This window comes from Dietzia sp. NCCP-2495 (assembly GCF_026011735.1).
Lineage (GTDB): Bacteria > Actinomycetota > Actinomycetes > Mycobacteriales > Mycobacteriaceae > Dietzia.
Genome location: NZ_BRVN01000001.1, coordinates 96,484 through 109,111 on the forward strand (window position 1 = coordinate 96,484; position 12,628 = coordinate 109,111).

Annotated in this window: 11 protein-coding genes; 5 read left to right on the top strand and 6 right to left on the bottom strand. The window is 68.3% G+C overall.

The genetic code is table 11. The annotated features are described in order from the left end of the window. Window positions 1–7: 7 nt before the first annotated feature. The 4 genes from sufC to OPF83_RS00475 are packed head-to-tail and all read right to left on the bottom strand — an operon-like array spanning window position 8 to window position 4,232. Complete coding sequence (sufC, locus tag OPF83_RS00460) at window positions 8–778, bottom strand: Fe-S cluster assembly ATPase SufC (protein WP_264885247.1); 771 nt, start codon at window positions 776–778, stop codon at window positions 8–10. Between the two features lie 54 nt (window positions 779–832). Beyond that, a complete protein-coding gene (gene sufD / locus OPF83_RS00465) occupies window positions 833–2,041 on the bottom strand; it encodes a Fe-S cluster assembly protein SufD (RefSeq protein ID WP_264885248.1) in 1,209 nt (402 codons plus the stop codon). A 5-nt stretch (window positions 2,042–2,046) separates the two neighbouring features. Then, window positions 2,047–3,498: a Fe-S cluster assembly protein SufB gene (sufB, locus tag OPF83_RS00470; protein WP_264885249.1), complete on the bottom strand. Its 1,452-nt coding sequence runs from the start codon at window positions 3,496–3,498 to the stop codon at window positions 2,047–2,049. Then, a complete protein-coding gene (locus tag OPF83_RS00475; protein ID WP_264885250.1) occupies window positions 3,495–4,232 on the bottom strand; it encodes a metalloregulator ArsR/SmtB family transcription factor in 738 nt (245 codons plus the stop codon). The genes sufB and OPF83_RS00475 overlap by 4 nt, the downstream gene beginning before the upstream one ends. 160 nt (window positions 4,233–4,392) lie before the next feature. On the opposite strand from OPF83_RS00475, the gene mptB reads away from it, so the two are divergent. Genes mptB through OPF83_RS00495 form a run of 4 tightly spaced genes read left to right on the top strand, consistent with a single transcriptional unit; the run spans window position 4,393 to window position 8,753 of the window. Then, the gene (gene mptB, locus OPF83_RS00480; protein WP_264885251.1) at window positions 4,393–5,982 is read left to right on the top strand and encodes a polyprenol phosphomannose-dependent alpha 1,6 mannosyltransferase MptB; all 1,590 of its coding nucleotides are present in this window, start codon (window positions 4,393–4,395) and stop codon (window positions 5,980–5,982) included. 25 nt (window positions 5,983–6,007) lie between these two features. Further along, complete coding sequence (locus tag OPF83_RS00485) at window positions 6,008–6,943, top strand: ABC transporter ATP-binding protein (RefSeq protein WP_264885252.1); 936 nt, start codon at window positions 6,008–6,010, stop codon at window positions 6,941–6,943. Then, entirely contained in the window at window positions 6,940–7,731 is a 792-nt protein-coding gene (locus tag OPF83_RS00490; protein ID WP_264885253.1) for an ABC transporter permease, read from the top strand. The genes OPF83_RS00485 and OPF83_RS00490 overlap by 4 nt, the downstream gene beginning before the upstream one ends. Window positions 7,732–7,769: 38 nt before the next feature. Further along, window positions 7,770–8,753 carry a heme A synthase gene (locus OPF83_RS00495; protein WP_264885254.1) on the top strand — a complete coding sequence of 328 codons (984 nt, stop codon included), beginning with the start codon at window positions 7,770–7,772 and terminating at the stop codon, window positions 8,751–8,753. Window positions 8,754–8,836: 83 nt separating this feature from the next. On the opposite strand, the gene OPF83_RS00500 is transcribed toward OPF83_RS00495, so the two are convergent. Further along, window positions 8,837–10,468, bottom strand: a complete 1,632-nt coding sequence (locus OPF83_RS00500; protein WP_264885255.1) for a hypothetical protein — start codon at window positions 10,466–10,468, stop codon at window positions 8,837–8,839. Between the two features lie 114 nt (window positions 10,469–10,582). Here OPF83_RS00500 and OPF83_RS00505 point away from each other — a divergent pair, with 114 nt between their 5' ends. Then, window positions 10,583–11,551, top strand: coding sequence for a quinone oxidoreductase (locus OPF83_RS00505; protein ID WP_264885256.1), 969 nt, complete (start codon window positions 10,583–10,585; stop codon window positions 11,549–11,551). Window positions 11,552–11,628: 77 nt separating this feature from the next. On the opposite strand, the gene OPF83_RS00510 is transcribed toward OPF83_RS00505, so the two are convergent. Beyond that, window positions 11,629–12,549, bottom strand: coding sequence for a heme o synthase (locus OPF83_RS00510; protein WP_264885547.1), 921 nt, complete (start codon window positions 12,547–12,549; stop codon window positions 11,629–11,631). Between the last annotated feature and the right edge of the window lie 79 nt (window positions 12,550–12,628).

A 12,628-nucleotide genomic window follows, 5' to 3' on the forward strand; every position in this document is an offset into this window, starting at 1 on the left:
TGTCTGGTCAGGCGTTCGCGGCCGTCAGGTACTTCTCGTACCCGTTCGCCTCGAGCTCGTCGGCCAGTTCGGCGCCACCGGAGGCGGCGACACGGCCGTCGACGAACACGTGAACGGTGTCGGGCTTGATGTAGTTCAGAATCCGCGTGTAGTGCGTGATGAGGAGAATCCCGCCGTTCTCCTCGGCTTTGTAGCGGTTGACGCCCTCGGAGACGATCCGCAGCGCGTCCACGTCGAGACCGGAGTCCGTCTCGTCGAGGACAGCGATCTTCGGCTTGAGGAGGTCGAGCTGCAGGATCTCGTGCCGCTTCTTCTCGCCACCGGAGAAGCCCTCGTTGACACTGCGCTCGGCGAAGGCCGGGTCGAACTCCAGGTCGGACATGGCCTCCTTGACCTCCTTCACCCAGTGCCGGAGCTTGGGGGCCTCCCCACGCACGGCGGTCGCCGCGGTGCGCAGGAAATTGGCGGTGGAGACACCCGGGATCTCGGTCGGGTACTGCATGGCCAGGAACAGGCCGGCACGGGCCCGCTCGTCGACCTCCATCTCCAGGACGTCCTCGCCGTCCAGGGTGATGGTTCCCCCGGTGACCTCGTACTTGGGGTGACCGGCGATAACGTACGCCAGAGTCGACTTGCCGGAGCCGTTCGGGCCCATGATGGCGTGGGTCTGACCGGACTCGATGGTCAGGGTGACGCCCTTGAGGATCTCGACGGTCTCCGGGTTGTCCTCGGTGGCGGCGACCCGCGCCGTGAGGTCCTTGATCTCGAGGATGGTCATGTGATTACTCGCAATCTCGTGTGAAAGTTCGTGGGGGTTGTGCGTTACCGGATGTCAGATGCCGGAGGACTGCAGCTCCAGCTCGACGGCCTCGGTGATCCGCTCACGGACCTCGGGCACTCCAATGCGGTTGATCACCTCGCCGAAGAAGCCGCGGACGACGAGTCGGCGCGCGACGTCCTCCGCGATGCCGCGGGACATGAGGTAGAACAGGTGCTCCTCGTCGAACCGGCCGACGGCGCTGGCGTGGCCCGCGCCCGCGATCTCGCCGGTCTCGATCTCGAGGTTGGGCACGGAATCGGCGCGCGCACCGTCGGTGAGGACGAGGTTGCGGTTCATCTCGTAGGTGTCGGTGCCCTGCGCCTCGGCCCGGATCAGAACGTCGCCGATCCAGACGGTGTGGGCGTCCGGGAGGTTGGACGACGCGTCCCCCTGCAGTGCGCCCTTGTAGAGGATCCGTGAGGTGCAGTTCGGCACCGAGTGGTCCACCAGGAGACGGTGTTCGATGTGCTGGCCGTCATCCGCGTAGTACAGCCCGTTGAGGTGTGCGGTACCGCCGGGGCCGGTGTACCGGACGAATGGCGCGATGCGGACGACCTCGCCACCGAAGCTGACGACGGTGTAGGTCACCGTGGCGTCGCGGCCGACCTGGATGTGGTGTCCGGCCAGGTGCAGCGCGTCGTCGTCCCAGTCCTGGATGAGGACGACCTCCAGATGGGCGGAGTCACCCACCACGAACTCCGAGTTCTCCGCGACGACGCCGCCGCCCCGCTGGTCCACGACGAACGTCGCGTTGGCGAAGGGCTCGAGGCGGACCTGCGTGTGCGCGAAGGCGGTCTTGCCTTCGCCGGGGCCGTCGACGGTCACGTAGACGGGCTCAGCGATGACCTTCTCCTTGGCCACCGTGATGATGGTGGCCTCGTCGGCGGAGGTGTACGCCTGGGCCGCCACGCGGTCGCGCGGAGCGCCGGCTTCGCCGATGCGCCTGTCCGCGGTCGTGACGGTCTCCATCGTCAGGCCGTCCTGCTCGGCGACCGAGACGGCGATCCGACCGGTTGCCTCGACGTTGGAGCCGTCGTGGACGCCGCGCAGGCGCTTCAGCGGCGTGAACCGCCAGATCTCGTCCTTGTGGACGGGGACCTCGAAAGCATCGACGTCGAAGGAGGAGAACTGGTCGCCCTTGGTGGCGCCGACGGGGATCCCGTAGCGGTCGGTCACCGGGCTGGGCGTAGTGCCCGTGGTGGGTGTGGTGGTGTCGGTCATGGTGGTCAGCCCACCGATCCTTCCATCTGCAGTTCGATCAGGCGGTTGAGCTCGAGGGCGTACTCCATCGGCAGCTCCTTGGCGATGGGCTCCACGAACCCGCGGACGATCATCGCCATGGCCTCGTCCTCGGCCAGGCCGCGGCTCATGAGGTAGAACAACTGGTCCTGGCTGACCTTCGAGACGGTCGCCTCGTGGCCCAGGGTCACATCGTCCTCGCGGATGTCGATGTAGGGGTACGTGTCCGAGCGGCTGATGTTGTCCACCAGGAGCGCGTCGCACTCGACGTTGGACTTGGAGCCCTTGGCACCCGGATTGATCTGGATCAGGCCCCGGTACGCCGACCGGCCGCCACCGCGGGCCACCGACTTGGAGACGATGTTCGAGGAGGTGTTAGGTGCCAGGTGCACCATCTTGGAGCCGGTGTCCTGGTGCTGGCCCTCGCCGGCGAACGCCACGGACAGGACCTCGCCCTTGGCGTGCTCACCGGTAAGCCAGACCGCGGGGTACTTCATGGTCACCTTGGAACCAATGTTGCCGTCGATCCACTCCATGGTCGCGCCCTCTTCGGCGCGGGCACGCTTGGTGACCAGGTTGTAGACGTTGTTCGACCAGTTCTGGATGGTCGTGTAGCGGCAGCGGCCGCCCTTCTTGACGATGATCTCCACGACGGCGGAGTGCAGCGAGTCCGACTTGTAGATCGGAGCGGTGCAGCCCTCGACGTAGTGGACGTAGGCGTCCTCGTCGACGATGATCAGCGTCCGCTCGAACTGGCCCATGTTCTCCGTGTTGATACGGAAGTAGGCCTGGAGCGGGATATCGACGTGGACACCCTTGGGCACGTAGATGAACGAGCCACCGGACCAGACCGCGGTGTTGAGCGCCGAGAACTTGTTGTCGCCGGACGGAATGACCGAGCCGAAGTACTCCTCGAAGTACTCGGGGTGCTCGCGGAGCGCGGTGTCGGTGTCCATGAAGATGACACCCTGGCTCTCCAGGTCCTCGCGGATCTGGTGGTAGACCACCTCGGACTCGTATTGCGCGGCGACACCGGCGACCAGCCGCTGCTTCTCCGCCTCGGGGATACCGAGCTTGTCATAGGTGTTCTTGATGTCCTCGGGCAGGTCCTCCCAGTTGGTGGCCTGCTTCTCCGTGGACCGGACGAAGTACTTGATGTTGTCGAAATCGATACCCGACAGATCGGAGCCCCAGGCCGGCATCGGCTTCTTGTCGAAGATGCGCAACGCCTTGAGGCGCTTCTCGAGCATCCAGTCGGACTCGTTCTTCTTGGCGGAGATGTCGCGGACGACCGCCTCGGAGAGGCCACGCTGGGCAGCGGCACCAGCGTCGTCCGAGTCGTGCCAGCCGTAGTTGTACTGGCCGAGGGAAGCGATCCGCTCCTCGTCGGTGGTCGGCTCGGTGACGTCGGCCGTCACCTGGTCTGGGGTGATGGTCATCGCACTGTCCTTTCGGCGGTCGAAGCCGACGCGGGTGCGCCGGCCGGTTCGGGGATCGTGGCCGCGAGCTTCTCCGCGGTCATGGTCCCGGTCGGGATGTTCGTGGTGCAGGCGCAGTTACCACCTGCGATGGTCGCGAGCCTCTGGACGTGGGTGCCCACGGTCTCGGCCACCACCTCCTGCTCGGCCTCGCACAGCTCGGGGAAACGGGAGGCGACGTTCCAGACGGGGCAGTGATGCTGGCAGATCTGGATTCCGTTGCCGACCTCTTCGACGGACGAGGAGTATCCCGCATCGGTCAGAGCGGCCGCGACGTCGTTCGCCGCGCGCTCCACGTCCTCCGGCCCCCGGGCCGGACGGACCTTTCCGATGACGGAACGGATCCGTTCCCGTGCGAACTCGAGAACGGCCTCGGACCCACCGATCCGACGAAGTGCGGTGAGCGCTTCGACGGCCAGATGATCGTACCCGTGCTCTGCGGTACTCCGTCCGGCTGCCGTGACCTGGAACGACTTCGCGGGGCGGCCACGCGACCCGTCCGGACGGGTCTTGGTGGGTTCCACCTCGCCCGCGTCGACCAGGTGATCCAGGTGGCGACGCACACCGGCCGCGGTGAGTCCCAGCTCCAGGCCGATCTCGGAGGCTGTGAGCGCTCCCCGTTGCAGGAGGAGCTCGCGGATCGCAGAACGGGTGTCCGGACGCGTGCTGCTGCTGTCGACGTGCTGCACGCTCATGGGCCACTCCCTTCCGGTTATGCTCGGTGCGCCCCGTGTGGGGTGCACCACCTGATATTACGCAACAACCTTGTGTCGGAAATATTCCCCCACCCCCGAAGTTCATGAGCCGGAGGTGAGAGCGGTCCGGCGACACCGGCTGTGGAGGGGGTCCGAGGCAGTGTCACGGTCACGAGAGTTCCCGAAGCGGGGCGCGGGTGCGGTCACCTCGAGGCTGCACGCCGAAGAGACGTTCACGGGACCACCGCCCTCGGTGGAACTCTCACGGCTAAGGCGGATCCGCCTCATCGGCACCACCGCCGCGGTCACCATGGCGGTCGGCGCACTCGGCGCGGGCGCGTTGCCCGTTCTGCAGAACCCGGTCGCCGGCGAACGTCTCCTGGGGCTGTGGCTCCGACTGCAACAGTCGTCGATGACGATCGTCATGACCGGAATGGTCGTGGTGACGCTCTGCTGGCTCCTGCTCGCCCCGTACGTGCTCGGCAGGGACCGTCGCGGACGCCTCAGCGGGCGGATCGACAGGGCGACCCTGGACGGGATCATCGCCTCGTGGGCGCTCCCACTGGCGGTGGCGCCACCGATGTTCAGCAAGGACGTCTACAGCTATCTCGCCCAAGGGGCGATCGGGAACACACTCGATGACCCCTATGCACTGGGGCCGGTGTCGGCACTCGGGTCGTCGCACGCGCTGACCATCAACGTCCCGGACATCTGGCGGGACACCCCCAATCAGTACGGCCCGCTGTTCCTCGGCGTCCAGAAGGCCGTCCAGTCGATCACCGGTGACGACGTGGTGGCCGGGACCATCCTGCACCGCGTCATCGCGGTGATCGGGATCCTCATGCTCGGATGGGCCGTTCCGCGGCTCGCCGAGTACTGCGGGGTGTCGGACGTCGCAGCACTGTGGCTGGCCGTGGCAAACCCGCTCGTGCTGTTCCACCTCGTCTCGGGGATCCACTCGGAATCCCTGATGATGGGGCTGCTCGCGGTCGGACTCGTCCTCGCGCTCCGGGCGATCGACGCCCCACCCGGCCCGCGCACGACCGCCCTGTTCGTCCTCGGCGTCGTACTCGTCACCGGGTCGGCGTTGGTCAAGCTGCCGACCGTCGTGGCGCTGGGTTTCGTGGGCATGGCACTCGCACGTCGCTGGGGCACCGGAGTGTCGGCGATCATCCGGGCCGCCGTGACGATGCTGGTCATCAGCGGCGTGACCACCGGACTGGCCATGCTCCTCACCTCGTCCGGCCTCGGGTGGATCACCAAACTCGGCGCCGCTACCTCGCTGCGCAGCTGGCTCTCCCCGCCCACGGCACTCGGGGTGATCACCGGAGGGATCGGCCAGTACCTGGGCCTCGGTGACCACACCGAGCAGGTCCTCGTCATGGTGCAGACCGCAGCACTGCTCGGAGCGGCGGCATTCACCGTCCGCATGCTCTTCGCCGTCCATGCCGGTCGGATCGATCCGGTCGGTGGCCTCGGTGTGTCCATGGCGGCCATCGTCGTGTGCTTCCCCGTCGTCCATCCCTGGTACGTGCTGTGGGCGCTCGTACCGCTCGCCGCCTGGGCCTCCAGGGTGGAGTTCCGCATCCCTGTCGTGGCCGTGAGCGCCGTCCTCGCCTGTTTCACACTTCCGCCGGGAGCCGGCCTGCCGCCGTTCGTGACCATCCAGGCCTGGGCGGCGACGATCGTCGCGGTGCTGTTGCTCCTCTTCCTGCTCTTCCGCTGGCCAGGGCTGTTGCGGTCTCCCTAGTCGTCGCGGCCTACAATCAGCACCCGTGACCCCACCGACCGATTCCCCCGCGCTGCAGGTCGACGGGCTCGTCAAGACATTCGGCGCGACCACCGCCGTCGCCGGCCTCGATCTGTCACTCGATCGAGGTCAGGTCATGGCACTCCTCGGACCGAACGGCGCGGGCAAGACCACGACCGTCGAGATCTGCGAGGGGTTCATCCGCCCCGATGCCGGCACCGTGCGGGTCCTCGGCATGGACCCCGTGACGGATCGCCAGAAGGTCCGCAGCCGCATCGGGATGATGCTCCAGGGCGGTGGCGCGTACCCCGGAGTCCGGGTGGGCGAAATGCTCCGCCTCGTCGCGTCCTACTACGCCGATCCCCTCGACCCGGGGTGGATCCTCGGTGAGCTCGGGCTCAGCGATCACGTGGGTACCCCGTACCGCCGCCTGTCCGGTGGTCAGCAGCAGCGACTGTCGTTGGCGATCGCCGTGATCGGCCGGCCCGAGCTCGTGTTCCTCGACGAACCGACCGCGGGCCTCGACGCCCAGGCCCGCCTCGCCGTGTGGGACCTCGTACGGGCGCTACGCCGGGACGGAGCGGCGGTCCTGCTCACCACCCATCTCATGGACGAGGCGGCGGCCCTGGCGGACGAGGTCGTGATTGTCGACCGCGGACGCCGCGTCGCCGCCGGTACCCCTGCCGAACTCGAGCGGGCCGGAACCGCCGAAGGCGTGACGCTGGTGGTCGACGGCGAGGTGGACCCGGCGATCCTGCGCGCGGTGACGGGACCCGGACACACCGTCTCCACCGCTGGCGCGGGTGGCGTCGTGGAGATCGACGGCCCCGTCTCCCCCGGACTCATGACGGAGCTGTGCAGAGCGCTCGAGGAGGCCGGGATCCAACTCACCTCACTGGCCACGCGTACCAGGAGCCTCGAAGAGGTCTTCCTCGATCTGACCGGACGGGATCTGCGATGAGCACCACTGGCACCGACGTGAACCGCTTCTCCCCCGGGATGTTCGCGCATCCGTCAGCACCAGCGCCCGTCAGTCGGATGGTCGCCGCCCAGACCCGAATGGAACTGACGCTGTTCCTGCGCAACGGGGAGCAGCTCCTGGTCGCCCTGATCATCCCGCTGGCGGCGCTGGTCGCCCTCGTGGCGATCGACTTCGGTGCGATCGGGGAACCACGCGTCGACCACGCCATCGCGGCAGTGCTCACAATGTCGGTCATGGGCACCTCGTTCACCGGACAGGCGATCGCCGTGGCGTTCGACCGGCGCTACGACGCACTCAAACGACTCGGCGGTACGCCACTACCCCCGTCGGTGATCATCATCGGGAAAATCGTCGCGACCCTCATCCTCGTCGCGGGGCAGACCGTCATCCTCGGTGGGATCGCCGCACTCATGGGCTGGCGTCCCGAGCTCGGCGGGATCGTCGTGGGAGCCGTGCTCCTCGCCCTGGGATCGGCGGCCTTCTCGTCCATGGGACTCCTTCTCGGCGGCACCCTGCGTGCCGAGATCGTCCTCGGACTCGCCAACCTGATCTGGTTCGTCCTGATCGGAGCCGCCGGACTCGCGGTCGGGGTGGCCGAACTTCCCGCCGAGCTCACCGAAGTCCTCGTCGTCGTCCCCTCCTACGCCCTCACCGAGGCACTCCTCGTCGCCGACTCGGGCGGCTTCCCCGCACTGGCGGCGCTCGTCTTGCTGGCGTGGACCGCGATATGCGGCGGGTTTGCCGTGCGTCACTTCTCGTTCACCTGATAGCAGGGTCCGGCACCACGCGGCCTAGACTCGGACCCGTGACCGCGACATCTCAAGCCCCGTCCTCCTCCGACCCGGCCGAGAGCGCGCCCGCGAGATCCGGTGGCCCGCTGTCCAGGCTCCCCCTGCCGTCGATGCGTCTGCAGAAGGGTCTCGCGCTGGCGAACGTCTTCACCCAGATCGGCATCATGACGACCGGGGTCCTGGTGCGGGTCACGGCCTCCGGACTCGGATGCGAGACGTGGCCGAAGTGCAATCAGGACAGCTTCGTCCCGGTCCCCGGCGCCGGGCCGGCCGTCCATCAGGCGATCGAGTTCGGAAACCGGCTGCTCACCTTTGTCCTGGTGGCCGTGGCCGCCGCGCTGATCCTGGCTCTCTTGCGAGCAGGCCGTCGGAAGGGACTCATCCTCCTGTCGCTGACGATGCCGGTGGGCATCCTGGCACAGGCCGTCATCGGGGGCATCACCGTCCTCGCGGGGCTGATCTGGTGGACGGTCGCGCTGCACCTGCTGCCCTCGATGGTCCTCGCGTGGCTCGCCGCCGTCCTCTTCGTCCGCGTCGGTGAGCGCGACGACGCGCCCCCACGGCAGGTCGTTCCCACGCCGTTGAGGTGGCTCACGATCCTGTCCACCGTTCTGCTGGCCGGTGTCCTGGCCACCGGGACCATGGTGACCGGGGCGGGACCGCACGCCGGTGACGCCAGGATCGGGGCCGCAGACCGCCTGCAGCTGCCGATCCAGTGGCTCGTGCACTTCCACGCGGAGCTGATGGTCGGCTACGTATGCCTGCTCATCGGACTCGTCGCCGGACTCATCGCGCTGAAAACCAGTGGACCCGCCATCCGCCGGGCGTGGATCCTCATCGGGATGATCGCGGCCCAGGCCGTGGTCGGGATCGTCCAGTACTGGCTCGGGGTCCCCGAGTTGCTCGTGATCCTGCACGTCACCCTCGCCGGGGCGATCACCGCCGTGACCGGCGCCCTGTGGGCCGCGGGGGTCATCCGCGACCGCGCGGACGCCTGACCGGGAATACGGCCACCCCGCGCCGGTCCCCCTAGATGACTGTGGCCCCGCCTCTCGGCGGGGCCACAGTCATCAGCGACGTGTCACAGAAGGGAGCCGGAGCCCGCCATACGCTTCCAGTGGCCGGCCGGGACGTCGACACGGGACACGAGTTCGCGGTCCCAATCGGACCCGGTGACGCCCGCGATACCGTCGCGCACCGCCTCTGCCTGGGCGAGGGTGTCGACCATCGTGTCGCCCAGCGTTCCGTCCGCACCGACCAGGGTCACGCGGACACCGCGGCGCCCGACCGGTTGCAGGACGACATCCGCCGAGCCACCGTGACGGGCCAGAAACTTGGTGACGAATTTCGACGCCCGCTTCGGCGGAACCGGGCCGGCCGGAAGGGGTGCGGCCTCGATCTTCTCCGATTGAGCCTTCTCCGATTGAGCCTTCTCGGACGGGGCGTTCTCAGCCACGGCTGCATCCGATTCGGCCGACCCTGCGGTGGTCTCGGACCGCTCGGTCTCCGTCTCGGCGGCCGCGGCCTGCTTCTCCGACGAGTCGCTGGTCGGGGCGGCTGCTGCGGCGGCCGCGCCACCGGCGGCAGCAACGCCGCCCAGGGTCAGGGCCCCGGCACCTCCGCCGGGTGCCTTGGCCTTGGAGCCACCACCGAGGGTGAGGCCGCCGGACTTCGGTGCCGCCGCTGCAGCCGGCTTGTCGGAGGCGGGAGCCTCGGTTGCCGGTGCCTCGGTGGCAGGTGTCTCAGTAGTCGACCCCGCTGAGTCGGCAGGAGTGGTTGCCCCGCCGCCGAGGGTGAGACCACCGGATTTCCCGCCGCCGGGCGCCTTGGCCTTTGAGCCACCACCGAGGGTGAGGCCTCCCGACTTCCCGCCGCCGGGAGCCTTCGCGGCGGTGCCGCCGCCGAGCGTGAGACCGCCGGACTTCGGCTTCTCCCCCGCTGCGGTTGCGGCCTCCGCGGGCGTGTCGTCTGACGTCGGTGCGACATCCGCCGTGTCCTCGGCCGTCGGTACCGGGGTTTGATCCGGGGCATCGGAAGCAGCAGCTGCAGAAGCGCCGGCGGCAGCAGCGGCCGCACCGCCGCCCAACACGAGCTTGCCGGCGGAACCTCCGCCGGGGGCCTTGGCCTTGGAGCCACCACCGAGCTTCAGTCCGCCGCCCGACGACGGGGCCGACGAGCCAGCTGCGGGCGCGGCTGCACCCTCGTCTGCCTGGGCGGGAGCCTCGGTCGACGGGGACTCGGTGGTCGCGGCGTCCGGAGTCGACTCGTCGGCCGACGTAGTGCTGTCCACGGCAGGGGTGTCCGCCGCGGGCTTGCCCGCTGCCGGAGCACCTGCTGCGGGAGCGGTGCTGTCGGACTCGGTGATGCGCGAACCGTGGAGAGTCGACTTCCCGCCTCCCGGTGCCTTGGGTCCCCGCCGACCGAGTGCGATCGCGCCGCCGGCCACGGCGGTCCCCGCTGCGGCTGCCGCGACCGGAGTGCCGGACGAGGCCGTGTTACCTGCATCCCGGGTCTCGGACTCCGATGCCGTGTCGACCGCCTGCGCCTCGGGTGACGCCGATTCCGTCGCTACCGGCGCGGCCTCCGGCGTGACGGTCTCGGCGGGGGCCGGAGCGGCCTGGGCGGTGCCGGATCCGGTCGTGGTGACAGCGGGCCAGCCGGTCGCCCGGACACGCGGTCCCCCGGCGTACTGGGAAAGGATCTGCAGGCTCATGGGTGTACCTTATCGCCTCCGCTGTCGGTGCTCGTCCGCCACTCCCGTCAGTTGGCAGGCTGATCCAAAGGTCTTCCGCTGCGCACAGGGCCGGGTGTGCGGATACTGGGCCACATGCGAGCGATCCAAATCTCTGACCACGGTGGACCGGACGTCCTCACGCCGATCGATGCCGACATCCCGGAACCGGGACCAGGTGAGGTCCTCATCCGGACCACCGCGGTGGGCGTCAACTTCATCGACACGTACTTCCGCGAGGGTGTCTACCCCCGGGAGTTGCCTTTCGTCCCCGGCAGCGAAGGAGCCGGGGTGGTCGAGTCCGTCGGACCGGGTACCCCCGACCTCGTGGCAGGTGACCGTGTGGCCTGGTGTCAGGCCCCCGGTTCGTACGCACAGTACGTCGTGGCACCCGCCGACGCCCTGGTCGCCGTGCCGGACGGGGTCGACGACGACGTCGCGGCGTCGATGCTGCTGCAGGGGTTGACCGCGCACTACCTGATCACCGATACCCACCGCGCGGACCCCGGGGACTGGGTGCTCATCACGGCGGGCGCCGGAGGCGTCGGCCAGCTTCTCATCCAGTTGGCCGTGGCCAGGGGATTCCAGGTCATCACCACCACCTCGACCCCGGACAAGGCGGAACTGTGCCGCGAGCTCGGTGCGGAACATGTCCTGCTCTATCCGGAGGCCACACCGGAGCGGATCCGTGAGCTCTCTGCCGGTGGGGTCCAGGTCGTCTTCGACGGCGTGGGCAAGGACACGTTCGACAGCAGCCTTGATTCACTCGACAGGCGCGGAACGCTGGTGTTGTTCGGCGCCGCCAGTGGGCCGGTTCCCCCGGTCGATCCCCAGCGACTCAACGCAGCGGGATCGGTTTTCCTCACGCGCCCGACCCTGGCCCACTACATCGCCACCACGAGTGAGTACCGCGCCCGTGCCGCTGAGGTTCTCGATGCACTGGTGGCCGGCTCTCTCACGCTGACCGTCGGTGCGAGATTCGGACTTTCCGAGGCAGCACAGGCGCATCGCGCCCTCCAGTCGCGTCAGACCAGCGGGTCGGTGGTGCTCGACCCGTCGAGGTGATGCTCGACCCGTCGAAGTACTGAAATGAGCCCGGGATCGGTCGTGGACGACTGATCCCGGGCCGGACGGCGCGTAGGTCAGAGCGCGGGCAGGATCTCCGAGACGGTCTGGAGGCCCAGGACGGCGTCGACGGACAGAGCCACGAAGACCCCGGCGAGGTAATTGTTCGAGAGAATGAACAGCTTCAGTGGCTTGACCTCGATGCCACGACGGACTCCCGCCTCGAGGCGGTGGGCCATGATGATGAACCAGAGACCGAAACCGATCGCGCCGGCGGCGTAGATCCAGCCCGCAGCGGGGATGAGGAACAGGGTGCACAGCACGGTGGCCCACGTGTAGATCGTGATGCGACGGGTGACTCCGACCTCATCCATCACCACGGGCAGCATCGGGACGCCGGCCGCCTTGTAGTCCTCCTTGTAGCGCATGGCGAGCGCCCAGGTGTGCGGAGGTGTCCAGAAGAATATGACGAGGAAAAGCACGACCGCCTGCCACCAGTTGTGCGCTTGACCCTCCGGCAGGTTGTCCGTGATCACGGCCCAGGAGACGAACACCGGCATGCAGCCGGCGATACCGCCCCACACCACGTTCTGGGCGGTGCGGCGCTTGAGGATCATCGAGTACACGACCACGTAGAAGAAGATCGTGAACAGGATGAACAGAGCGGCGAGCCAGCTCTTCGCCAGCAGTCCGAGCCAGAGCATGCTGGCCACACCGAGAGTGATGCTGAAGATCAGCGCGGCGCGACGCGAGATCGCGTGGCGGGCCAGCGGACGACGCTCGGTCCTCTTCATCACCTGGTCGATGTCGTAGTCCACCACCATGTTGAACGAGTTGGCACTCGCCGCCCCCATCCACCCGCCGACGAGTGTCAACAGGACGAGGGAGAGATGGATGTGACCGCGATCGGCCTGCAGCAGTGCGGGGATCGCAGCGACCAGGAGGAGCTCGATGACCCGCGGCTTGGTGAGTGCGATGTAGGCCATCACCACGTCGATGGCCGGAGCCGGGCCGCTCGACGGGGCCGGCTGCCCCGAAGACTCCGGAGAGGAGACGGATGGCCCCCCACTCCTTGTC